Below are 24354 nucleotides of genomic sequence, written 5' to 3'. Positions count from 1 at the left end.
AAGAAGCAAGAACCCCCATAGGGAATCCTTGCTTCTCAAGTATTAGCTTGCTTTTTGAGTGTTAACTTGACTCGTTACACTGCTGCACCTAAAAGGCTAACAGCCTCTTTCAGCAATGCTGCTTTGTCAGTTTTCTCCCAAGGTAAATCTAAGTCATCTCGCCCCATATGACCGTAGGAAGCCACATCTTGATAAAAGCGACCGCCCCGCTCAGCAGGAATTGTCGTTAAACCAAAGGTTTGAATAATGCCCGCTGGACGCAATTCAAAGTGGTCTTTAACCAAATTGAAGAGGCGATCGTCATCTACCTTGCCTGTGCCAAAGGTTTCCACCAAAATACTGACCGGACGAGCCACGCCAATGGCATAGCTTAACTGCACTTCGCACTTTTCAGCCAAGCCCGCTGCCACAATATTCTTTGCCACGTAACGCGCCGCATAGGCCGCGCTGCGATCGACCTTTGTAGGGTCTTTTCCCGAAAACGCGCCGCCGCCATGACGAGAATATCCACCATAGGTATCGACAATAATTTTGCGACCCGTCAAACCCGAATCGCCCTGAGGGCCACCTACTACAAACTTGCCTGTGGGGTTCACTAAGAAACGCGTTGTGTCGTCCGGCTTAATGGCAATATCTTCAAAAACAGGGAGAACCACCAGCGCCCATAGATCCTTTTTAATTTTGGCTTGAACTGCCACAGGATCTATGACCTCGCCAATCTCAGCAGTATGCTGCGTCGAAATCAGAATCGTATCGATACCGACAGGTCTACCATTTTCGTAAGCCACTGTCACCTGGGTTTTTCCATCAGGACGCAAGTACGGCAACTGTCCCATTTTACGGACAGCTGCTAGCTTACGAGCAATGCGGTGTGCCAGGCTAATGGGCAAAGGCATTAGCTCAGGAGTTTCGTTGCAAGCAAACCCAAACATCAAACCTTGATCGCCAGCACCTACGGCATCAAGATGTTCATCACTAGAAAGTTCTCGATGTTCCTGGGCTTGGTCTACGCCTTGGGCAATATCAGGCGACTGCGCATCTAGGGCAATCAACACAGCGCAGCTATTGGCGCAAAACCCATTCACTGCATCGGTGTAACCAATTTCAGCAATTTTTCCACGAACCAAATCAACATAATTGACTTGTGCTTTTGAGGTAATCTCGCCAGTGACCAACACCATCCCCGTGTTGACCACAACTTCCGCCGCTACTCGGCTAGAAGGATCTTGTGCTAGGAGTGCATCAAGAATGGTGTCGGAAATTTGGTCACAGATTTTATCTGGATGACCTTCTGTTACAGATTCAGAGGTAAAAAAATAGCGACGGGACAAGGAAAGACCTCCCTTTATCAAAGTTGAGCAATTGTTCAGAACTAGAACAGGAAACTACCACTTTTCGGATTCAGCAAAGTGAGCCTAAATTGCATCTACCACTTTGCCGATCGCCCAATAGGCAACCCAATTGAGTAATTCTGCTTTAAAAAACTGGAAGACGAGTAAACAACCCTGCCAAGGGAGCGAAAGAGAAAAGCGACTAAACCACTCGCTAATCAAGCTCCTGTTGTAAAACTTAAACGTAAACCTTTCTGAAAGCAAGTAGCTTTACCTAGAATTTACTGCTTTAGGATCTACATTAGACAGAATTTCAGACGAATGGGGGTTCGTTTAGAAACAAAGTCATTGACGGCAGAGTGGAAACAATATTAGCAGCTTTTCACCCCAATACTTCTTCCCTTAAGGACTCAGTTCTTCCCAGAGCCTTGTAAAAGACCCAAACCGAGTTGACTCTGTCGTCTTTTTGCTCCTCTAACTCAAGAATTTTTCTCTGTAGAATCTCTGAGAGATTAGCGATGTAAAAATATAAAAAATATAAACTTTAATATAGTCCTACTCTGAAAGAACTTCAATTTCCGCAAGTTGATGGATCACCGCATCGGCTGACAGATGAAATGCACTGCTCCAGCCGCCTGTTACTCCAATACAACCTGCTGCTCCTGATCGAGCCAGTTGCATATCGGCTTGTGAATCTCCAAGGACAAGGGTTCGACTTGGAGCAATGCCTAATCCATAACAGGCTTGTTGAAGGAGTTGGGGGTCAGGTTTGCTAAGCATTCCATGGGTTCCCATTTGAAGCTGAAAGTAGGGAGCAAGCTGATATTTCTCAACAAAGTCCTTAACGTTATTAGTGCTGTCAGACGATAGAATTCCTAGACGGAGTCCTGCTGTAGTCATCGTTTGTAAGAGGGGTAGAACTCCTGAAACTAAAGGCGTGTGATCAGCTTTGCGTTTCATATATTGGTCAGCTTCTGCAAACGCCGATCGCACCGTTTCGAGAGACTCTATCCAATCACGTCCTGTTTCAGCCACATAGGCAGCGGCAGCAATTTCGTTTTCTTGACGAGTGCCGATCGCCATTAACCCTGCCGGATTAAGTCGATCGCCATCCACTCCAAACGCCATGAGTAACGGCTCTTGAACACCAGGAAATTGAGCATCAATCAAGCGCGATCGCTTATGCGCCAAGCTTCGTAAAAATGACTCTGAATTTGCTAAAGTCCCATCTTTATCAAACAGCACTGCTTGAATACTGTGGAACGCTCTACCCTGACAACGAATAGTAACCATTGAAACCCCTTCCTAAAACTCCAAAAAAGAGGAGGGATGATTCCCTCCTCTTTCATCGCTAAACCAGCCATGGCTGAATCAGTGAAAAATCTATTCTTCCACCGCCGAGGGTAAATCTTCCTCAAACGCTTCTTCAACTTCGATCGGTTCTTCAGCGCTAACCGCATCTTCAATGTCGATCGCCTCTTCAACCTCACTCTGAGGCTGAGACTGTTGCAACATCTTTTCACGATATTTTGCAGCCATCTCTTCCGCCATGTCATAAACAATTTGCGGGTTCTTGACCATATCTCCTGGCTCTGGCTCAAGTTGCTTAGTAGAAAGAGAGATTCGACCTCGTTCCGCATCCAAGTCAATAATCATCACTTTGACTTCATCATTCACGTTGAAAACACTATGAGGCGTATCAATATGATCATGGGAGATTTCGGAGATGTGCAGCAAGCCACTCACACCGCCAATATCAATGAAGGCACCATAAGGTTTCAGACCTCGAACCGTTCCAATCACCACTTCGCCCACTTCCAAACGGTTCATCTTCCGCTCAACCAGTGCCCGACGATGGCTAAGAACTAGACGGTTACGGTCTTCATCTACTTCCAAAAACTTTAGGGGCAACTCTTCACCCACCAAATCTTCTTTAGGTCTGCGGCTACTGATATGAGACCCAGGGATGAAACCCCGGAGTCCTTCAATCCGAACCAACGCACCGCCCCTGTTTGTAGCGAATACACTAGAGCGAACTGTGGCATCTTCATTTTGAAGCTGACGCACTCGTTCCCAAGCCCGCATATACTCAATGCGGCGAATCGAGAGAGTTAGCTGCCCGTCTTCGTTTTCATCAGTCAAGATGAAGAACTCGCGGGTTTCATTCGACTGTAAAACTTCTTCTGGGTTGTCAATTCGGTTAATCGACATCTCCTGAATGGGGATGTACGCTGCCGTCTTGGCACCAATATCAATCAGTGCACCTCTGGGTTCGAGACTAAATACTGTACCCGCGACTACGTCGCCAGGACTGAAATGATAGTCATATTTATCGAGAAGAGCGGCAAAATCTTCAAGTGTAAAGCCGATATCTGTGGGCATGCGATAAGTTTCCTGGTGGTTTTCTCCGTTTTAGTAGTGGTCTGTTTACAATACGTATGCTGTGGACATCCTCATTCGCCTAAAAAAGACGAATGTTGTTCAGCTACTCAACGAATTTACTTCGCTGGAAGCTAAATTGTAATACTGTTAGACCCCAAGTGATCAATCATATCTCAATTTAGCTAAGAATCATTCTTTAGTCGGAATGATGTTTCCCAGATACGGTTAAAAAGACTTGAAAACTAATGAGTCATGGAAGGCTCGACATCAGATTGCCAGCTTTCTGGTTCAGCATGAGAGCTAATGTGAGGGTCGAGCAACGGCTCGGCAGATTCTGCTAAAGATCTATCAGACGATCGCAGCCGACTGAGGATATCAACAAAATCATTAAAGCCAGTAAACTGTTGATAAACCGAAGCGAAGCGAATATACGCCACTTCGTTAAGGGTTTGAAGATGCTTTAAGACAAGTTCCCCAATTTCGCTACTTGGGACTTCTCGAATCGATTGCTGCTGAAGTTCTGCCTCAATTTCATCGACCAAATTTTCGAGCTGAGGGTGCAGCACTCCTGTTTTTTCGCAGGCGCGAACCATTCCTCGCAGCAACTTAGATCGGTCAAAAGATTCACGATCGCCATTGCGTTTAATGACCACAACAGGAACAAACTCAATCCGCTCGTAGGTTGTAAATCGGCGATCGCATTTAAGGCATTCTCGACGACGGCGGACACTATGCCCGGATTCTGCTGAGCGAGATTCCAAAACTCGGTTGTCTGGATATTGGCAGAATGGACATCGCATGGGTGGCACCCTCCGAAAAGAATCAGACTAAAAAGATTGTTTGAGGGGCAATATCCTCAATTACTTTGCAATCATACTGCAATTGTAAATAGAAAAAACCTGAGTATTCCCGCTCAAAAAACAGCAGAAATACCCAGGCTTTTAGAAATACTTAAATTCAAGGCAATTTAAAAGAATTAAGAGAACAAGAGTTCTAATCCTTGTTAATGCGAGGGGGTTCACGAAAAGCGATCGCAAAGAACAGAACCCCAAGTGCAAGTGCCAAAACCAAAATGTAAGCAACGCTTTCCATGATCAAATCTCCCTACATTGAGGCAATTTATAGTCACTAACGAAGAGTAATACAAGAAGCGATCGCTGCCAGATATCTGCCGGCGATCGCCCTTTATCACACTAGACCGGCTCTTTTCTTCGAGAGGATTTATCACCCAACTTCTGATAAAAACCCCACTCTACCTGCTCTTCAGAAAGGTCAGGATCAATCCCTGCGAATACATCTCTAAACAAGGTACGAGAACCGTGCCAGATATGCCCAAAGAAGAACAGCAGCGCAAACACAGTGTGCCCGTATGTGAACCAACCCCGTGGGCTACTGCGAAGTACCCCATCAGAATTGAGAGTTTCTTGGTCAAACTCAAACGGTTCGCCCAATTGCAGCTTACGCGCATAGCGCTTGACAGCGGTTGGATCGGTGATGACCTGACCATTCAAAGCACCGCCGTAGAAGGAGGCAGTGACACCCACCTGCTCAAAGCTGTACTTCGACTCAGCCCGACGGAACGGAATATCTGCTCGAACAATCCCATCTTTGTCAGTCAAGATAATCGGGAAGTTCTCAAAGAAGTTAGGCATCCGACGAACGAATAGCTCACGACCTTCAGAATCCTTAAAGACCGGATGACCAATCCAACCCTTCGCAATTCCGTCACCCTTGTTCATTTGACCCGTACGGAACAAACCACCCTTCGCTGGGTTGTTGCCAATATAGTCATAGAACGCCAGCTTCTCAGGAATCGCTGACCAAGAATCTTCTAAGCTTACGCCTTCAGCCACGTTAGACTGAACCCGCCGCTGGATTTCTTGCTGGAAGTAGCTGCTATCCCATTGATAACGAGTGGGTCCAAATAGTTCAATGGGGGTGGCTGCGCTGCCATACCACATGGTTCCTGCAACCACAAAAGCTGCAAAAAACACTGCTGCAATACTGCTGGAAAGAACTGTTTCGATATTCCCCATTCGTAGAGCGCGATAAAGCCGCTCAGGAGGACGGACTGTGAGGTGGAATAATCCAGCAATGATGCCAACAATTCCGGCGGCAATGTGGTGAGCCACAATACCTCCAGGATTATATGGATCGAAGCCCTCTGGTCCCCAGGATGGTGCTACAGGCTGAACGCTGCCTGTTAGCCCGTAAGCATCGGAAACCCACATCCCAGGACCAAACAGCCCTGTGAGGTGAAATGCCCCGAAGCCGAAGCAAAGCAGACCGGATAGGAATAAGTGAATCCCAAACATTTTGGGCAAATCTAGAGCAGGCTCGCCAGTGCGAGGATCTCTAAATAGCTCCAAATCCCAATAAACCCAGTGCCAAACGGCAGCTAGGAAAAGCAGACCAGATAAAATAATGTGAGCCGCAGCAACGCCTTCAAATGACCAGAAACCAGGGTCAACGCCCGTTTCTCCAGTCACGCTCCAGCCTGCCCAAGAACCCGATACGCCTAAACGCGCCATGAAGGGTAAGACAAACATGCCTTGCCGCCACATGGGGTTGAGAACTGCATCACTGGGGTCAAAAATTGCCAACTCATACAATGCCATTGAGCCAGCCCAACCTGCCACCAATGCAGTATGCATCAGGTGAACGGAAATCAGCCGACCTGGGTCATTCAAGACCACTGTGTGTACGCGATACCAGGGTAGTCCCATTAACTACGCTCCTCCTATACGTTTCAACTCTTCTTTCAGCTTTTTATTAAGAAATCCCATACTGGTAAGACTACCAGATTTGGAGACACCATAAGATGTGCGATCGCCTACTGCCACCCATTCCTAAAGCTTAAAAGCCCGAAACAAATCAACATAAAGTTGTAATGACAGTAACCCTGGCACTCCCACAGCTTAGAACACATAGGATTCAGCTAGGCTAGGATACAGAATTCTGTGTCTCTTGCGAGCATTCACCTAGTCCACTGCGACAACCCAAACCCGCAAATTTGCTGGGCTTTCTGCCTAAATTTTGTAAAATGAAAGGGTATAAAGAAGTGTAACCAGTGTGAGAGGCGATTGCAAGCATGACCCAGGCAAGCTCCGAAGAACAGATTCAAGACCCCTCGCAAGCCCTGGCAACGGCAGCTTCCGAAGATAAATCTTGGAAACCTATAAGTATTAAGTTTCTTAACGAAAAGAAGGAAGTGATGGCAACCGACGGAGCCAATCTTCGGTTTAAAGCCTTAGAGAGCGGCATTGATCTCTATACCTTTGGTGGCAAGATGATGAACTGCGGTGGCTACGGTCAATGTGGCACTTGTGTCGTTGAGATTGTAGAAGGGATGGAGAACCTATCGCCTCGAACCGAGGTGGAAGATCGGAAACTACGGAAACGTAATGCCCAATGCCGTTTAGCTTGTCAAACTTTGGTGCATGGAGTGGTCAGCGTGGTGACAAAACCCAAGAAGTGACATGACGCATTCAGGGCTTATTGGGAAAAGATCCGCCGCTTTTTCACTCGGTTTTGGGCGAGTTGAGGTGTATCCTTAAAATGATAAGGGTTCGTTAAAATCAGCTTGAATTACCGAGGCGAGTTCTCATGCAAGTTAATGATTTGGGTTTTATTGCCACTATTTTGTTTGTGATGGTTCCTGCACTTTTTCTAGTGATTCTGTATATTCAGACAGCAAGCCGCGAAGCGAAGTAAGTGTCTATTTTCCATATAAGTGAGTCTGTCAGCGTCTGAGTCCTGCTTTTGACGCTGACAGACTTATTTTTTATTCCAGTACTTAGCGGACAAGCAGAACCGGACAGTTAGCATACACCCGGACGTAATCTGACAGCGATTGACCTAAAAGGCGATCGAGATCGGGTAAGCCTTTGGCAACAGAGGGACGGCGATCGGGGGAGCCAAGTATTAACAGATTAACATTGAGTTCTTCAGCAATTTGGCAAATTCTGGCACCCGGTTTGCCCTCGGGAGCAACACATTTGAAAGCAACGCCATATTTTTTGGCTTCTGCGATCGCAGGCAGTAACACCGGGTCTTCGTTTGGGTTCACAGCGATTTCGCCCGGCTTAAGTTTCAGGTCGGCATTGGTGTGGGCAAGAATAATTTGGCTATTTTTAACATCTCTCAGCAGGGTTAAGGCTAGCTTTAGAGCTTGTTGAGCCGACTCGGATTTGTCGATCGCCACCATGACTCGGTTAATTTTTTTAACAAATAGGTCATCCCGCACTAGCAGCATGGGACGGGATGAAAGCTGAAACACATATTGGCTGACCGAGTTTTCTAAAATTGCCTGAATGCGCTTCAGACCCCGTGAACCCATGATGATTAAATCAGAATCTACTTCTTCTGCAACCTTGCACACCACGTCTTTAGGATCGCCTTCTCGTAGCATTGCGGTTACTTTAGTCGGGTCAAGGTTGAGAAATTGAATGGCACTGGCTAAGCTTTTACCGCCGAGTTCCCATTTCTCGGTCATGGCATCGGCGGTCACTTGTGGGGGGACGACTTGTAAAACAGTGACCTGTGCCCTTTGAATAAGGGGAATGTCCATTAAGGTTTTGAGCATGGCTTGTCCCGTTTCAGAATTTGCCAACAAAATTTTTTCTATCATAGATACTCCTTAAACCTAGGCTTTTGGCTAATGTTGTGAACAGAAATTAAATTCATGTCTAGTTTATGATGGGGCGATCGCTGACTTTTGAATTAATCATCAAACGTTTCAATTCATCTTCCTTACTTCACATCAAATAAAGCCCAAATCCCCAACAGCGCTAAAACCGCACCCAAAATTGACCGCAAGCTCACTTTTTCCCGCATCCAGAGTGCAATAGGAATCACAAATAGGGGGCTGGTTGCAGTTAGGGCTTGAGCAATGCCTGTGGCTGTAAACTTTAGCGCAATCTGCTGTAGCCAAATGCCTAAGTAGGTGCTGGCAAAAGAAGTTGTGATCAAACTGAGCAGGAAACGGCGATCGCGCAAAGGATAAAATTCTGCCCAGACTTGACGCTGGCAAATCATGAGAATTAGCAGGATAAAAACTCCTGCCAATAGCCGAATCAAGCTTCCCCAAAGCGGACTTACGCTGGTTTCAGCCAAGGCTGCCCGTGATAAAACTGCTCCCGAAGCTTGAGCAAGTGCAGATAGAACTCCGAATCCAATGCCACGCCAAAGATGCAATTTACCCTGGAAATCATTAGGAACTCGCTCTAGAATGACCCATGTGACCCCACCCACGGTCAGAAAAATGCCAATCCAGGCTCGGGAGTTGAGGGTTTCGTTTAGAAAAATGGCAGCAAATAGGGCAGCTAGTGGAGGGGCGAGGGCTTCGATGAGCAGCGATCGCCTGGCTCCTAAGCAGTTCAACGCTTCAAAAAATGCAGTATCGCCTAAGCCAATGCCGAGGGCTCCGCTGACGAGCAGTAATCCTAACGGCAGCATTCCTGTTTGCAGCGAAAATCCGGGCGAAAAGTCGCCCATGAGCCATAAAGTCAGCAAACTGAGGATAATGGCGATCGTACATTTGGCAAAGTTCAGGACTAAGGGCGGAATTTGTCTGCCCATGATCACATAGACAAAGGAGGCGATCGCCCAGATTAGGGCAGCACTCAAAGCAGCGAGTTCGCCTTTGAAAGAAACAAGGTTCATGGGAAAGGCTCTCATTCCGCCATCTATTAAAATGACAGTTGCGTCAGGTAGATCGTGCTAATTTTCAATTCTTGATCTCTAATTTATGTCTTCTTCTCAAAATTTGACTGCACTGGCGCAACTGATTGCCGGAGAGTTTGACAACAAGCTTCAGGCAATGGAACAGCCTACTTGGTTTGTTCATCTTCGGTTGTGGTATCGCCCTCTTCCCATGCGGATTGAAGGAAATCTGGCGCTGTTTGCAGAACAGGCAAATGCGTTAACGTGCGATCGCCCTTATCGTCAGCGCGTTGCCGTCCTCGTAGCATCTTCAGACTCTCTTCAAGTGCAATATCTAGCATTGAAACAGCCTGAGAAGTTTCTAGGAGCAGGGGCAAATCCTAGTTTATTGGAGTCGTTGAGTTTGGATGATTTGGAAACACTGCCAGGATGTGAGCTAACGGTGACTGAACAAGCAGGTAGATTTAAGGCAGTGCCACCGCCAGGAGCAAAGTGCTACTTCCAGTACGATGGAGCGACCCGGCAGGTTGTTTTGGGATTTGAAGTCAGTCCAGGCAAATTTTGGAGCTATGACCGAGGCGTTGAGCCTGATACAGGTCAGGGGCTATGGGGAGCGCTAATGGGTGCTTACGAGTTTCAGAAGTGCGAAGATTTTGCAAAAGAATTACTCATTTGAGGTAATGCTGGCTTTAACGGTACAGGTTCTTGGGAAGCTCAGAAAACTGGGAGGTGATTTTGAAGCGGAGTTGGTTGGGCGGCGGTGCCGCGATCCGGGGGACTTCCCCCCGTACCCCCGCGATGTGGGGGCCTAACTCCCCCACGCCCCCCGAAAGGGAGGGTTAAATTTGTGCGTTATTTTGGGTTAATTTAGGTTCTGAGTAGAGCGTTCTTTGTGTCGGCATCAGCCTAGCCCCGATTTCAGGGTTTGACGAGCAGCCTCAAGCGCGTCTGGCAACTTATTGGCATCTTTGCCGCCTGCTTGTGCCAGGTTAGGACGACCGCCGCCGCCGCCGCCGCAAATTTTGGCGATCGCACCGATCAACTTGCCTGCCTGTAATCCTTTTTGAGTCACATTAGGGCTAAACGCTGCTACTAAACTTACTTTCTCTGGCTCCGGCACTGATCCCAGCACAACGGCTCCTTCACCCAACTTCTGTAACAAACTTTCTGCCGCAGTCTTCAAAGACTCGGCATCTACACTTTCTAGGGAAGCAATGATAATTTTGAACGAGCCGACAGTTTCAGCTTGGGAAAGAAGCTGATCAGCCTTTGCTAAGGCTAATTCCGACTTAAGAGATTCCAGTTGCTTTTGAGTCGTCTTCAGTTCGGTCTGTAATGCCATCACCCGATCGCCCAACTCTTCTGGCTTCACCTTAAAACGATCGCCTAACTCTCGTACCACTTTCTCTCGCACATTCAAGTACTCCAACACCGCTGCCCCTGCAACCGCCTCAATCCGACGAATGCCTGCTGCCACACCCGACTCTGAGATCACCTTGAACAGTCCAATTTCGGCAGTATTGTTAACGTGAACACCGCCACAAAGCTCCATCGATACTCCCGGAAAGTCAATGACGCGCACTTCATCGCCATACTTTTCGCCAAACATTGCCACTGCACCGTTCGCTCTTGCTTGGGCAATAGGCATAACTGCAATATCTGCGGCGTGGGCTTCGGTAATCCAAATGTTAATTTGGTCTTCAATTTGGTGCAGTTCGTCTGGTGTCACAGCCCGCGATAGGTTGAAATCAAAACGCAGGCGATCGAACGCCACTAACGAACCGGCTTGAGAGATGTTGGCATCGACAATCTTTTTCAAGGCTGCTTGCAGCAAATGGGTTGCCGTATGGTTTGCCTGTGCTCGTCGCCGACTTGCCAGATCAACTTGAGCCGTGAGCCGATCGCCTATCTCCAGTATTCCCACTTCCACAGTGCCAAAGTGAACGAAAAGACTCCCTTCCTTTTGCACGTCCCTCACTTGAACCCGAACCATATCGTTAAAGAGGAAGCCGCGATCGCCCACCTGTCCGCCAGATTCTGCATAAAAAGGCGTTTGATCGAGAACTAGCTGCACATCAGTGCCAGCTACCGCCGACTCCACTGCCTTCCCTTCTGTTAGCAGCGCCTTTAACTCTGCTTCACTGACAGCCTGGGTATAGCCCAAAAATTTTGTCTCATGCAGATGTTCCGCCAATTGGTCAAGGGTCGATTGCACGGTTAGATCAATAGTGTCTTGCGCCTCGCGCGATCGCCCACGCTGCTCTTCCATGCGCTTTTCAAACCCGGCAACATCAACCCTTAAATTATTCTCTTCAGCGACCTCTTGAGTCAATTCCAGTGGAAAGCCAAAGGTGTCATAAAGCGTAAAGGCATCATCGCCCGATATTTCGCCTCGCCCGCCTTGCTCAGTCAACTGGCTAATAACCTCGTTGAGCAGCTTTTCTCCCCGGTCTAACGTTTCGCGGAAGCGAGATTCTTCGGCTCTTAGCTCAGTCTGAATCGCTGTCTCCCGATCGCGGACACTAGGATAAGCCGCCTCAGCCAGAGCGATCGCAGTCTCTGCCACTTCGCCCGTAAAGTCCTGCTCAATGCCAATCAATCGCCCGTGGCGCACCACCCGCCGAATCAGCCGCCGCAGAATATAGCCTCGCCCCAAGTTAGAAGCCGTGATCCCATCCGCAATCATATGAACCACCGATCGCACATGATCCCCAATCACTTTTAGCGAAACTTGAGTAGGTTCATCCACTGCAAAATAATCGATTCCAGCAATCTGTGCCGCCTTTTTAATGATCGGGAAAATCAAGTCCGTCTCGTAGTTATTGGGCACCTCTTGAAGAATCTGCGCCATCCGCTCTAGCCCCAAACCCGTGTCAATATTCTGGTTTTGCAGCGGCGTTAGATTGCCTTCAGCGTCTCGGTTGTACTGCATGAAGACGAGGTTGTAGAACTCAATGAAGCGCGTGTCGTCCTCTAAGTCAATGCCTTCATCGCCTCGCTCTGGATGAAAATCGTAATAAATCTCTGAGCAAGGCCCACAGGGACCCGTCGCGCCCGAAACCCAAAAGTTATCCGCTTCGTCCATGCGAATAATTCGCTGAATAGGCACGCCCACCTGATCACGCCAAATCGCAAAAGCATCATCATCCTCTCGAAACACGCTCACGACCAGTCGTTCGCACGGAAGTCGAAAGACCTGAGTCGAGAGTTCCCATGCCCAAGCGATCGCCTGTTCCTTGAAATAATCGCCAAAGCTAAAATTGCCCAGCATCTCAAAAAACGTATGGTGCCGTGCCGTCCGACCAACATTTTCGATGTCGTTTGTCCGAATGCACTTTTGGGAGGTCGTCGCTCGCAAAAACTCTGCCGTGCGTTGCCCCAAAAAGATAGGCTTAAAAGGTAACATGCCAGCAATGGTCAAAAGCACCGTAGGATCTTCAGGGATAAGAGAGGCACTGGGTAAAATTTGATGCCCCCGATCTTGATAGAAGGTCAAGAAAGTTTGCCGAATTTGGGAGCCGCTGAGGAGAATGGACATGGGGAGTTGTACAGTTCAATGAAGGAATTAGTGGTGTTCCGCTTTAGGTTCTGCCATACGTTTGAGCAAAAAGATGGACATTAGACTCTAAACTGGTGCGGTATACAATGAACGACATTAGATCGGGATTTACTGAATTCTATGATGTTTGTCGAGAGCCTGTCCTGATTTATGTGTAGCAGTGCGTAACTTTAGACAATACCGACCTGCTATTTTCAATTATGTCTTTGAAGTAGCTTCATGCATAATAGCGTCACATCTTTTTGGCAGGCAGCGCTCATCCCAAGGAACCATTGCCCTGACGATGTATTCTGCCTTGATTTAGATTAGAAACTTAAATGAGCGCTTCACTGATCTGCGTTGGGGAGAACAATTTTCGATCTGCCCTTCAAACTTTAATTCATGACTCTGCCACCTTCACAGTGGAAGTTGCTGCAAATCCGTTTGAGGCAATGCGGCTCGTTCAAGTGCAACAGCCAGACCTTGTGCTAATTCAAGCCCAGCAGCAGGGAGGAATTGAGCTCTGCGAACAGATAAAAATCCAGCATCGCCTTGCCTGGATCTACTGTATTGTCATTGAGGATCGTCCCCCTAATGATTCTCATATTCAAGCGCTTGAGAAGGGGGCAGATGCTTATCTCAAGCTCGACTTGCAACACCCTAACTCTAGCTCTACTAGACTCCTCCTTGCCCAAATGCAGATAGGATTACGTCAAGTGCTAGCCTATCAGAACCTAATGCGAGAGAACAATCTTCTAAGTTCTATTGCGCTTTCAGATCCCCTCACGAATCTTAGCAATCGCCGCTCTTTGGAGTGGGAACTGCCACGAGTTATTGCAAATGCCCGTGCCCGTAAGCAACCGATTAGTCTAGTTATCATAGACGTAGACTTTTTTAAGATCATTAATGATACTCATGGACACCTGGTCGGCGATCGCGCCTTAGAAATCTTAGCAACCCGTTTGCAGCACAACCTTCGGCTTTATGATACCCCGTACCGTTACGGCGGCGAGGAATTTGTCATTATTCTAAGCGACACTCACAGCATAGAAGGAGAAGCGATCGCTAACCGAATTTGCCAACTGATCCGAGAACAACCCTTCGTCGTCAATAGTGACCTAGCGTTAAACGTCACCATTAGTGCCGGAACTGCCACCCTACAACCCCACGATGATGCTGACGGTCTTAGCCTACTTGAGAGAGCCGATCAACGACTGCTCAGGGCAAAAACTGCGGGACGCGATCGGGTTATTGGAGGAGATTGAAGAATTTTAGCCGTATCTCAGCTACTGCCTACCAGCCGGTTGATTGCTGGGCTGACCTGCACCGCTGGGCAACGGTAGACGAGAAGACCCAGGTTGAGTCGAGGGGGCGCTCAATCTAGGCGAGGTAGGATTGTTTGACGAACTGGGCAAAGTTGGCTGAGCAGAAGGTAACCCAATCCCTGGCAGAGAGTTTTGGTTAAATGAGTTTTGCTCAAGCGAGTTAGGACTGAGTCCTGAGGGTGCAGGGTTCGTTAAACCCGGCAAAGTAGAAGGATTAAACGGCTCGCCAATAGGGTTTGAACCTGGAAACTGATCAACTTGACTGCTGCCCGGAAGTGTGGCTAGGGCAACGCGAGTGCCACCCACCGATCGCAGCAAGTCCAACACTCTCACCACATCGTTGTAGCTTGAAGCGCGCGAGGCATAAAGCACCATCAATCCATCAGGACTCTCTTTGCGAAATCTCACCAAAGCATCCATCAACTGAGACTGCGTCACCGGGTCTTTTTCCACATAGGTCTGTCCAATCGGATCGATACTGACTACTAAAATTTGCCGCATTTGAGTCGTGCCCGTTTTGGCAGCAGGCAAATCGACATTGATAGCTGCTTGACGGGTCAGCGTGACAGCCGCCACGATAAAAAAGGTGAGGATACAAAAAATGACATCAATTAAGGGAACTAGCTCAATCCGAACATCAGGCTCGGTACTGTCAACATCAATTTTCATCATGGCAAAAACTTTGTAAGGGGCGAGGATATATTAGAAAGTCTGCTCAGTCGTTTCTCTCATTGTTCCAGCAGGCTGCAACCAGTCTTGGCGATAAATCAGTTCTAAATCATTTCCAGACTGTCGAAACACCTTCGCTTGCCCTGAGACAAATCCTTGGAACAGTCGATAGAACGCCAACGAAACGATCGCCACAATCATCCCCATTGCGGTACTAATCAAAGATTCTGAGATTCCCAAGGTCACGCCTGCCGTAGCATCAGTTCCTAAATCGCCTAAGCGAATCGAGCTAAGAGAGCCAATTAAGCCCAGTACCGTGCCCAGCAGACCCAGCAGCGGAGCCAGAGTAGTAGCGGCTTCCAAAATCTTGTCCCCTCGGCGCATGGTAGCAAGCTCTTCATCGGCTGAGGCTTGCAGTGCCAGTTCAAACACGTCGGGCTGGGGGTTCTGAAGCTCTAGGGCAGAGTAAAGGAAGCGACCAATGGGCTGATTAACCGATTTGCGGGCAATTTCTGCCGCCGCGCCCCAGTCGCGCCGCGCCGCCTCTAGCACGCGCCCCGCAATTTCGCGCTCATGGGTCAAGACTTTTGACCAAAACCAAGCCCGTTCAATAACCACACTTAAAGTCAAAAATGAGAGTAACATCAGAGGCCAAATTGTAGGGCCGCCTTTTTCAAATAGCTCAGCAATATTCACAGTTTCGGTTTACCTCCCCAATTTTATCGTGACGAAAGAACTTACAAGAAGGAATGCTCCACAAGTTCTATCGCCACTCATTCTATAAAGACTCATCTAATAAGAACCAAGTTTTTGCCGCTGATTGCGTGGATTAGCTTCAAACCAATATAGATGAATTGGTCAACCTCCGGCAGTTGGATTTCAATTTTTAAGCAAGTTCCTTCAGTAACGTGAAGATATCTCCCTCCGATCTTTTTACAGGCTCTTGCTTCCAGGGTCGGGATGAAATGGCGGCAGGCAAAACGCTATCTTTGAAGAATGAAATTTCCCAGATCTCAACGGGTTCGAGCTCATCGATCGCCCCAAGCAAAAAATTCTCGAACCCTCTCTATCTTCCGGTACTGTGGTCGTGCTGTCGCCTTAGTTTGGACAACTCATCGTCAGCTAACCTTAGTTCTAGCTATTTTGACCCTGATCGCAGGCCTAATTCCAGCCGGGATTGCTTACTTAGGAAAGCTGATTGTTGATGGAGTAGTGTTGGCAGCCCAGTCACAGCGATCGATCGATCGCCTCCAGGCACTTCAGTACTTAGCCATAGAAGCGATCGCCGTGGCATTCCTTGCGGGTTGTCAGCAAGGTACGGCGCTATGTCAATCGCTGCTGCGGGTGCTGTTGGGGCAAAAGGTCAACGTGCTGATCTTAGAAAAAGCCTTAACGCTTGACTTAGCCCATTTTGAAGATTCTGAGTTCTACGACAAAATGACGCGGGCGCGACGAGAAGCCTCGGTGCGCCCCCTTAGCCTGGTTGGGCGCACATTTGGTCTAGTTAAAGATGGCTTGTCGTTGGTTACCTTTGGCGGATTATTGCTCAACTTTTCGCCGATCGCCGTGCTGATGCTAATGCTGGCAGCAATTCCGGCCTTTGTAGCCGAAACTCGCTTTGCCGGAGCAGCCTTTCGTCTATTTCGGTGGCGTGTCCCTGAAACCCGAGAGCAGCAGTATTTAGAAAACCTGATTGCCCGTGAAGACTTTGCCATGGAAGTCAAGCTTTACCAATTGGGTGAAACTTTGCTGAACCGCTATCGAAACACGTTCAATCGCCTTTACGTTGAAGATCGGGATCTAACGGTGCAGCGAAGCACTTGGAGCTATTTTCTAGGCTTAGTCAGCACTGCAACCTTTTACGCTACCTATGTTTGGATTGTGTGGGAGGCGATCGCCGGACGCATTTCTCTAGGCGATCTGACCATGTATCTTGTCGTTTTCCGTCAAGGACAATCGACCTTCTCATCTATCCTGACTTCAGTGGGTGGGATGTACGAAGACAGCCTCTACTTATCTAACCTTTACGAATTTCTAGAACAAGAAATTTCGCTTCCCCTCGGATATGCCCAGCGAGGCACCCTTCCTGGCGATGGCATTCGTTTTGAAAACGTATCGTTCACCTATCCAGGCAACAACGAGCCAGCCCTTTACAAAATTTCCTTCCACTTACGTCCGGGGGAAAAGTTGGCGATCGTTGGCAAGAATGGCTCCGGCAAAACCACGCTGATTAAGCTGCTAACACGCCTGTATAGCCCCGATTCGGGGCGCATTTTGCTGGATGGCTTAGACTTAGCCCAGTGGGATGTGAACGTGTTGCAGCGTCGCATTGGGGTAATTTTTCAAAACTTTGTCCGCTACCAATTTACCGTAGGCGAAAACGTTGGAGTAGGCGATGTCGATCATTTGGAAGACCAGCCCCGCTGGGAAGAAGCCACAGATATTGCGACAGCTCGACCTTTTATTGAATCCATGCCCGATAAGTTTCAAACCCGTCTAGGCAAATGGTTTAAGGGTGGACGAGAGCTATCGGGCGGGCAATGGCAGAAAATTGCATTGTCACGAGCATTTATGCGAACCAAAGCCGATATTTTGGTGCTTGATGAACCCACCTCAGCCATGGACGCAGAAGCGGAAGTCGAGATCTTTAATCACTTTAGAGCCGTGACTCAAAACCAAATGGCAATCCTCATCTCCCATCGCTTTTCGACCGTTCGGATGGCGGATCAGATTATGGTGATGGAGAACGGTCGCATTACAGAAAGCGGAACGCATGAGGATTTGGTGCAATCGGGGGGAGGATATGCCCGGTTGTTTGAGTTGCAGGCAGCAGGCTATCAGTAAACTTTTCACCTAAAATCCAATCACTTATAAATCATCCAGATCTTCGTCATCGCCCCAGTCTTCCCCTACAGGCTCAGGGGCGATCGCCCTTTCCTCTTCACCAACGGTTTCACCAACTTTAACCTCAACCTCAACCACTTTAATCTCGACAGCTTCAATAATTTCATCAACACCAGCGAAGGCATCCGTCTCCACCAAGGCAACGCCGTCTAACTCGATGATTTCTAGCTCTATGATTTCTGAACCAACGACTTCAGGCTCCTGCTGGGCGATCGCTTCCTCAAATACTCCCTCCGCTAGGATCGTTTCAGGCTCTTCAACAACTGCCGCGATCGCCCCCTCAATCTCTTCCCTCAACGCAATTACTTCTACATCTACCCCTTCTACTCCTTCCTGATCATGTTCTGAAGGCGCTGAAGTAGAATCACCTTCCATCAAAGCAGGTTGCTCCTCCATTGGAGCAGGTTCAATCTCAATAGGGAGCATCTGATCAGCGCTCTCGATCGCCTCATCAACACTCTCAACCCGTTTTTCCACGCTCTCGATCGCCTCATCAACACTCTCAACCCGTTCTTCCATGCTCTCGATCGCTTCTCCAACCCTCTCTTCCACAACAGCGACGATCGGTTCCTCCTCAACCACCGTCTCCTCCACTACAGTCACCTTCGGCTTAACTGGCTCCACCGGACGAATAATCACAGGCTTAGAAGGCTTGGGAATCAAAGTCGGCAAAATGCTATTCACCCGAAAACCCAACAGCGTAAAATCTGTAGGCACCTGCTCCACTGGATAAGGCTGCGTCGCCGTAAAAGTCCGATCGCCAATTAAAAGCACCCGCCCTACGCTGACAGGCACCTGGAGAAAAAGGTTGGCAAAAAAGAACGCGATCGCCGCCACCAATAACCCAGTACCGCGCGTTGCCATCGGAAAAATTAGACCATTGGCGATCGGGGCTACCTGGTAAAACCGCCATAGCACCCCCGCCATGACGACCGCTACGCCTACCGACAAAAATTGATTAACCGGACTCTTAAAAAGTCCTAAAAGCTTCCGCTGATCTTCACTCAGATGATCTGGTCGCAGAGAGAACAGCAACAAGCTAAAAATGCAGAATGGCTTCTGCCACTGCATCCAAAGAATCGGCGCAATCCCCAAACCACCCACAAACAGTAGCTCAAACCAAACTGGCATCAAAGATCTGCCCATCCCTAAACCCAGGAGGCACAGTTCTAGAAAAATGGGGACTGCCGCTACCCCTGCCAAGTGAACCCACAGATAAGGATCAGAGCGAAACGATCGCATAAATCACCTTTAAAGGCATTTGCAAGCAACAGTGTCATGTTAGCCGGAAAGAGGGGTTCGGTAATCATTCTGATGAACCCTAAATCACAAGTGCTATGCTATATCAGTCTGATGTTGCAAAGGATTACGGAACGTTGAAACTTTTCTCCTCAACTGCGTGCTCCTGGATGCCACTCTGGCACCTAGAAGTCAAATTACAACGGAAGCGCTTGACTGACCCGGCTCTGTCCTGGGCAGTGCGCTGCGAAGGGCCCAGTATCGGCTGATCGATCTGTAACTTAAGGTTTACGAGGTAGCTAATCTCCGTAGACTGGATCGATCGCAAGCTCATCCCCGAGCTTTAAGCAATTTACCGATAACTTTGATTATCTGATTACTAACGTAGAGTGCATTTTGTTTAATGCATTCTACAAGCTTTTGTTGAACCTCTAATTTGACTGTTGCAGATGGGTGGAATTCAGCAAAGAATGCTGAGTTGATAAGCCACTTCAGCCGCTTGTCTTGTCATTCTTAAGTGCGTCTAAATGGGAACTTTAGATTTCAAGACGTGTTCCAAAATCTAGATTCCTCCCTTCCACCTAGTCTTCCGTCCACTTCTCTCAACTTCGGAGTATCACCATGTCTCAAAAAATCCTCAGCCGTAAAATTGCGCCTTCACCCATGCCCGCCGAAATTAGCGTCGTAGACCTAATCGACAGCTACTTTACTGCCTACAACTCTGCCCGTTTACGAGAAATCTGCCAGCTTCTAACTCGCGAAGTCATGCAAGCAGGCGTGACTGTGGGTCTCAGTTTATCGGGGGCGATGACTCCGGCAGGTTTTGGGGTTTCGGTTTTGGCTCCGCTAATTCGCAACGGCTTTGTTGATTGGATCATCAGTACAGGTGCAAATCTTTACCACGATCTGCACTATGGTTTAGGACTAGATTTGTATGCCAGCAACCCATTTGTTGATGATGTGAAACTGCGGCAAGAAGGTCGAATTCGGATTTATGACATTGTGTTTGGCTACGATGTATTGCTAGAAACCGATGCATTTATTCGAGAATTGCTGCGGGCAGAGGCATTTCAAAAGCGGATGGGAACGGCGGAGTTTCATTATCTGCTGGGCAAGTATGTTTACGAAGTGGAGCAGCAATTAGGAGTGGAAAATCCTTCCCTGCTGTCCATGGCGTATCAATGTGGCGTTCCTATTTACACTTCCTCGCCTGGAGATAGCTCCATTGGCATGAACGTGGCGGCGCTGGCATTAGAAGGCTCGAAGCTGATTCTTGACCCGTCGATGGATGTTAACGAAACGGCGGCGATCGCCTATTCTGCCCGTGATTCTGGGTTGCCTGGTGTAGAAGGTAAAAGCGCTGCCTTAATCATCGGCGGCGGCAGTCCTAAAAACTTCCTGCTGCAAACTCAACCCCAAATCCATGAGGTGCTGGGGCTAGAAGAGCGCGGTCATGATTACTTCATCCAAGTTACCGATGCTCGCCCTGACACGGGTGGATTGTCTGGAGCAACGCCAGCCGAAGCGGTAAGCTGGGGCAAGGTAGACCCTGAAGAACTGCCCAGCACAGTTGTTTGCTACACCGACAGCACGATCGCCCTACCCATCATGACAGCGTATGTCATCAACCAATGTGCGCCCCGTCCGCTCAAGCGGCTGTACGATCGCCGGGATGAATTAGTCGAGAAGCTGCGTCAGGACTACTTGGCAGCCCTATCTTACTCAGCGGAACAGCCTCGGTCGGAAGAGCAGCCCATAGAAGTGAAAGCGCCTCGTGAACCTGTAGCGACATATCCTTGCGGAACCCCGATTCGGACGCGGTAGACCGATGGAAAGCGATCGCTAATTTGCCAAAAGATCTCTGGCTCAGCTAGGGATCTTTTGATTCCAAGATTAGAAGGATTGCGATACAACTGGGAGGTCAGTTCCTTCGCCCCAGGAAAAACTATGACCTATCTTTTGGCATTAATTGTGGGATTAGGCAGTCTAGGGCTTTACCTGGCTGCTTTTTTGTTTGAGGAAGTGCATCGGAAGTCTGATTTAATTTGGAGTGGCGTTGGCATGTTTTATGCCCTCGTGCTTTGGGTGTGTGCCGGACGAATTACTGGCGGTGTGTTGTTGGGACAAATGGCGGCAGTCTCTTTGCTAGGGTGGTTAGGTTGGCAGGTCCTGGAGATGCGGTGGGAACAAATTCCTTTGCCGCAACGGGCAGCTTTGCCCCACTCTCCAGCGTTGTTGCTCGGAGTGTTGCGCGATCGCGCTCGCCAACTTCAGATTAATCTGCAACAAAGTTCCTGGCGATCGTCTTCTCTCAATCAAGTGACCCAGTTTGCCGAAAAATCGGTGCGTTTAATGATTGCGCTGTTTGATTGGAGTGCGGCATTAATCGGCACGACGGTGAAATCCTGGGATGTAAAATCTTGGGAACAGCCCGTTCCGCCATCTGAACCCACACCCCCTGAATCTCCTGAATCAGTAGAATCTCCTCCCAAAACTGTTCAAGAATCATCCCCCTTCAATAACCAGAACCCGCTATAGGTCATCCCTGAATCATCCGGTTGCACCAATAAAAAATGAAGTCCCTTAGCAGCTTGTTGCCGTTGCCGAAATGTTTGAGCAGCAATCATTACGTCCGTATCATCGAACGTGGTTAGAATCCAGCGATCGCTTAATCCTGCCTCTAAAATTAAGCCATCTGGATCACCGGGAATAGATTGCAGGGCGTAGGGGCGCGATCGCTCTACCCATCTTGCTAACGGCATCGCCTGTCGTCCTCCATCAATGATTACGCCAGGAATTGCAGTCGTAGAAGGAAGGTTGAGATTTTTAGGTAACAGGCTTTCTGGCATTTCTCGGACTGGAATGATGCGGTTGCTAAAAATAGGAACCAGATCTTGGGCAGCGATCGCTCCGAAACGCCACTGTTCTCCCCACAGATTTTCAGGCAACGGCACAGGCGGCGGTTTCTCTAGCTCGATCACGCCATATCTTTTCTCAATTAACTGCTTGAGTGCAAACGTACGACGGGTTGGCTCAACAAGAATTCCTGAAGGCTGACAGGCGGCTTGCAGCAGGCTCAAACATTGGGGACGAAAGACTTGAATGCGATCGGGAAGATCGGCAATTTTCTGTATCTGCTGAGTCAGCCATAGGGAATTGGCTTCGCGTTGAGGACAGAAGGCGCTCAGAATTTGCTGTCCTTCTGCATCACAAATTAGGAGTTCCCATAGTTGACCACTCGGCTCGGTTTGGAGAGGACGGCGATAGAAATCGGCTTGCCAAATTTTCATGACTTCATGATCCCATAATTCGATCGCTCTCCATAGGTAAGGCAATACTAAGGAGTCTTATAAAAACAAGTGGTGCAAGCGAGATGCTAACGCCAAAATTTTAGCTGGCTGTTAGTTATCTAGACTTAGGCTGGCATCAACCCAAGTTGCTGCATCACTGCCAATAAATTGCACTCATACCACCACTCCGAAATCTTATCTTCAGATATTCGGAGTAAGGTAAAGTCATTGATCTTGACACATTTACCCGTAGGTGGAATTCCTAGGAATTCGCCTGTGTGGGTTCCCTGTAGGGTTGTGCGATAGACAACTCTGTCACCTTCAGCGATCGTATCCTCGATCTGGTGATGAATGTCAGGAAATCCTTGAAAGAGGTTAGCGTTGAATGCTTTGTTGGCTTCCAGCCCAACAATTGGCTCTAGGGAACTATTGAAATGATAGATGACATTAGTACTCATCAACTCATCCCAAATCTTTTTCCAATTGGAATTTGTGCCCCACCCATCTTGGGCAAAGCGTAGAGCGATCGATTTGTTTTGTTCTACTTGAGTCATAATACTTTTCTTTTGATCCAACATACAGTAGTGTATGGCAAGACTGTAGCAATCTCATTTTGGAATGTCAATACACTACTGTATGGAAAAAGAGCTAGCATCCAAACTAGGTCGGCAAGATTGGCTGACAATTGCCATCCAAACCTTGATCGACAAAGGAATTGAGGCGGTTAAGATTGACCCTTTAGCCAAGCTGCTAAACGTGACCAGAGGTAGTTTTTATTGGCACTTTAAAAATCGGGATGATCTATTGGCAGAAATATTGCACGAGTGGGAAGCCCGAAATACCAAGAGCGTAATTGCACAGATTGAAGAGTTAAACAGTTCTCCTAGCTCCAAATTATTGAGTTTGTTCGAGATTGCTGCCCAAGATGACAATCGACTAGAGAAAGCTGTCCGCATTTGGTCGGTAAATGATGATAGAGCAGCAGCAGCGATCAATCAGATTGATCAACAGCGACTAGATTATCTCCAAAATTTGTTCTTACAGCTTGGCTTTTCCGAAATAGATGCCAAAGTGCGTGCCCAAATTGTTTACTCTGTAAGGCTGGGTTGGTTTGTGATGGCATCGTCAAGCCAGTCAACAGAACGTTTAACAGAAATCAGACTCGTTCACACCATTTTGACTCAAATAAATAATCTTGAAGCAGTTCCCAACCAATAACTTGAGCAGCATAACTACCCGTTGTAGTACTGCGACATCACGAATCGATGACTACCCTAGTAGTAGACGATTTTGCAACCCAAACTCGTCTACTACTACGCCGAGGCATTTCCTTCGATTTTCCTGTCAAAACTTAAAGGCATCGAATGATATCTCGGAACGCCATTACTGTATCAAACTGTTCAGTTGGATTCACATAACTGGCTAAAAGTTGAATATCAAGACTCGGAACAAGTTCACTATTAGGAATCTGTTCATACCCAGTTGAGCGTAAATGAAAAATTACAAATTGTCCCTCTTGCCACTGCCAAATTTCTGCTACGCCCAAACCCTGGTAAATCTCTAATTTGTTGACAATGCCACTGGTCAAAACGACCTCGATCGCCAAATCAGGGAATTCCTTTTTTGTTCCCAAACAGTAACATTCGTCTGGCTCTAAACCCCGAAGTTTCATGGCTTTACGAAAGGTCGTAGATCCGAGTGCGTGAAAGCGAGTACGAGTTTCTTGAAAGTAAGCCTCTAAAAGCATTCCGATAACTTTTTTAAGTTCTTCATGCTCTGGAGAATTGGTCATAATTTCTAAAGTACCTTTCAGGTAATTCAACCGAAGATTGGGGAAATCATCACCCAAGGTTGCTAAAAGTATTTCATATTGCTGCCAACTGATTCCCTCTAACACCAGTCGCTGTTCGGCTGGCTGAATATCTGATTGTGTCAGCATTTGAGAATTCATGGACAATCAAACCTTTGATAAAATCTCTTCTTTATTGTAAAAGCAATCTAATCTACATTGT

General features: G+C 47.9%; 23 protein-coding genes. 8 read left to right on the top strand and 15 right to left on the bottom strand.

The features are described 5' to 3' along the window. Positions 1-74: 74 nt before the first annotated feature. The 6 genes from metK to psbB form a co-directional block, all read right to left on the bottom strand. Positions 75-1331, bottom strand: coding sequence for a methionine adenosyltransferase (gene metK, locus KME11_12235; GenBank protein ID MBW4515978.1), 1257 nt, complete (start codon positions 1329-1331; stop codon positions 75-77). Between the two features lie 555 nt (positions 1332-1886). Continuing rightward, positions 1887-2624 (bottom strand): HAD family hydrolase, encoded by a 738-nt coding sequence (locus tag KME11_12230; GenBank protein MBW4515977.1) that lies wholly within the window; start codon positions 2622-2624, stop codon positions 1887-1889. A gap of 90 nt (positions 2625-2714) precedes the next feature. Continuing rightward, on the bottom strand, positions 2715-3713 hold the full coding sequence (locus KME11_12225) for a 30S ribosomal protein S1 (protein MBW4515976.1): 999 nt from the start codon (positions 3711-3713) through the stop codon (positions 2715-2717). Between the two features lie 242 nt (positions 3714-3955). Next, positions 3956-4513, bottom strand: a complete 558-nt coding sequence (gene nrdR / locus KME11_12220) for a transcriptional regulator NrdR (GenBank protein ID MBW4515975.1) — start codon at positions 4511-4513, stop codon at positions 3956-3958. Positions 4514-4706: 193 nt separating this feature from the next. After that, entirely contained in the window at positions 4707-4805 is a 99-nt protein-coding gene (locus KME11_12215; GenBank protein ID MBW4515974.1) for a photosystem II reaction center protein T, read from the bottom strand. Positions 4806-4906: 101 nt separating this feature from the next. Then, positions 4907-6439, bottom strand: coding sequence for a photosystem II chlorophyll-binding protein CP47 (gene psbB, locus KME11_12210; protein MBW4515973.1), 1533 nt, complete (start codon positions 6437-6439; stop codon positions 4907-4909). Between the two features lie 365 nt (positions 6440-6804). Between psbB and KME11_12205 the strand changes: the two genes are divergently transcribed. Both KME11_12205 and KME11_12200 read left to right on the top strand, forming a co-directional pair. Next, on the top strand, positions 6805-7191 hold the full coding sequence (locus KME11_12205) for a (2Fe-2S)-binding protein (protein MBW4515972.1): 387 nt from the start codon (positions 6805-6807) through the stop codon (positions 7189-7191). A gap of 128 nt (positions 7192-7319) precedes the next feature. Then, positions 7320-7427 (top strand): photosystem II reaction center protein M, encoded by a 108-nt coding sequence (locus tag KME11_12200; protein ID MBW4515971.1) that lies wholly within the window; start codon positions 7320-7322, stop codon positions 7425-7427. A gap of 82 nt (positions 7428-7509) precedes the next feature. On the opposite strand, the gene KME11_12195 is transcribed toward KME11_12200, so the two are convergent. Next, the gene (locus tag KME11_12195; GenBank protein ID MBW4515970.1) at positions 7510-8343 is read right to left on the bottom strand and encodes a universal stress protein; all 834 of its coding nucleotides are present in this window, start codon (positions 8341-8343) and stop codon (positions 7510-7512) included. Between the two features lie 122 nt (positions 8344-8465). Continuing rightward, positions 8466-9377 carry a DMT family transporter gene (locus KME11_12190; GenBank protein MBW4515969.1) on the bottom strand — a complete coding sequence of 304 codons (912 nt, stop codon included), beginning with the start codon at positions 9375-9377 and terminating at the stop codon, positions 8466-8468. Between the two features lie 85 nt (positions 9378-9462). Between KME11_12190 and KME11_12185 the strand changes: the two genes are divergently transcribed. Further along, positions 9463-10053, top strand: a complete 591-nt coding sequence (locus KME11_12185) for a chromophore lyase CpcT/CpeT (protein MBW4515968.1) — start codon at positions 9463-9465, stop codon at positions 10051-10053. 225 nt (positions 10054-10278) lie between these two features. On the opposite strand, the gene alaS is transcribed toward KME11_12185, so the two are convergent. Further along, positions 10279-12915 (bottom strand): alanine--tRNA ligase, encoded by a 2637-nt coding sequence (gene alaS, locus KME11_12180; protein ID MBW4515967.1) that lies wholly within the window; start codon positions 12913-12915, stop codon positions 10279-10281. 338 nt (positions 12916-13253) lie between these two features. On the opposite strand from alaS, the gene KME11_12175 reads away from it, so the two are divergent. Beyond that, positions 13254-14180: a diguanylate cyclase gene (locus tag KME11_12175; GenBank protein ID MBW4515966.1), complete on the top strand. Its 927-nt coding sequence runs from the start codon at positions 13254-13256 to the stop codon at positions 14178-14180. A 21-nt stretch (positions 14181-14201) separates the two neighbouring features. Here KME11_12175 and KME11_12170 read toward each other — a convergent pair whose 3' ends face one another. After that, on the bottom strand, positions 14202-14909 hold the full coding sequence (locus KME11_12170; protein MBW4515965.1) for a biopolymer transporter ExbD: 708 nt from the start codon (positions 14907-14909) through the stop codon (positions 14202-14204). Between the two features lie 33 nt (positions 14910-14942). Continuing rightward, positions 14943-15605 (bottom strand): MotA/TolQ/ExbB proton channel family protein, encoded by a 663-nt coding sequence (locus KME11_12165; GenBank protein MBW4515964.1) that lies wholly within the window; start codon positions 15603-15605, stop codon positions 14943-14945. Positions 15606-15905: 300 nt separating this feature from the next. Here KME11_12165 and KME11_12160 point away from each other — a divergent pair, with 300 nt between their 5' ends. Beyond that, positions 15906-17753: an ABC transporter ATP-binding protein/permease gene (locus KME11_12160; protein ID MBW4515963.1), complete on the top strand. Its 1848-nt coding sequence runs from the start codon at positions 15906-15908 to the stop codon at positions 17751-17753. 24 nt (positions 17754-17777) lie between these two features. Here the strand turns inward: KME11_12160 and KME11_12155 are convergent, their stop codons facing one another. Then, positions 17778-19055 (bottom strand): low-complexity tail membrane protein, encoded by a 1278-nt coding sequence (locus tag KME11_12155; GenBank protein MBW4515962.1) that lies wholly within the window; start codon positions 19053-19055, stop codon positions 17778-17780. A gap of 618 nt (positions 19056-19673) precedes the next feature. On the opposite strand from KME11_12155, the gene KME11_12150 reads away from it, so the two are divergent. After that, positions 19674-20876 (top strand): deoxyhypusine synthase, encoded by a 1203-nt coding sequence (locus KME11_12150; GenBank protein ID MBW4515961.1) that lies wholly within the window; start codon positions 19674-19676, stop codon positions 20874-20876. A gap of 123 nt (positions 20877-20999) precedes the next feature. Next, positions 21000-21590 carry a Ycf66 family protein gene (locus KME11_12145; protein MBW4515960.1) on the top strand — a complete coding sequence of 197 codons (591 nt, stop codon included), beginning with the start codon at positions 21000-21002 and terminating at the stop codon, positions 21588-21590. Here KME11_12145 and KME11_12140 read toward each other — a convergent pair. After that, on the bottom strand, positions 21551-22342 hold the full coding sequence (locus tag KME11_12140; protein ID MBW4515959.1) for a Tab2/Atab2 family RNA-binding protein: 792 nt from the start codon (positions 22340-22342) through the stop codon (positions 21551-21553). The two genes, KME11_12145 and KME11_12140, sit on opposite strands and share 40 nt — an antisense overlap. 125 nt (positions 22343-22467) lie before the next feature. Continuing rightward, positions 22468-22920, bottom strand: coding sequence for an ester cyclase (locus tag KME11_12135; protein ID MBW4515958.1), 453 nt, complete (start codon positions 22918-22920; stop codon positions 22468-22470). A 40-nt stretch (positions 22921-22960) separates the two neighbouring features. Between KME11_12135 and KME11_12130 the strand changes: the two genes are divergently transcribed. Further along, a complete protein-coding gene (locus KME11_12130; protein ID MBW4515957.1) occupies positions 22961-23560 on the top strand; it encodes a TetR/AcrR family transcriptional regulator in 600 nt (199 codons plus the stop codon). Between the two features lie 133 nt (positions 23561-23693). Here the strand turns inward: KME11_12130 and KME11_12125 are convergent, their stop codons facing one another. Beyond that, complete coding sequence (locus KME11_12125; protein MBW4515956.1) at positions 23694-24293, bottom strand: Uma2 family endonuclease; 600 nt, start codon at positions 24291-24293, stop codon at positions 23694-23696. Between the last annotated feature and the right edge of the window lie 61 nt (positions 24294-24354).

The sequence above is a fragment of the Timaviella obliquedivisa GSE-PSE-MK23-08B genome (genome assembly GCA_019358855.1).
GTDB classification, from domain to species: Bacteria; Cyanobacteriota; Cyanobacteriia; order Elainellales; family Elainellaceae; genus Timaviella; species Timaviella obliquedivisa.
The sequence above is the reverse complement of the archived record's forward strand: the minus strand, read 5'-3'. Positions and strand labels throughout refer to the sequence as shown.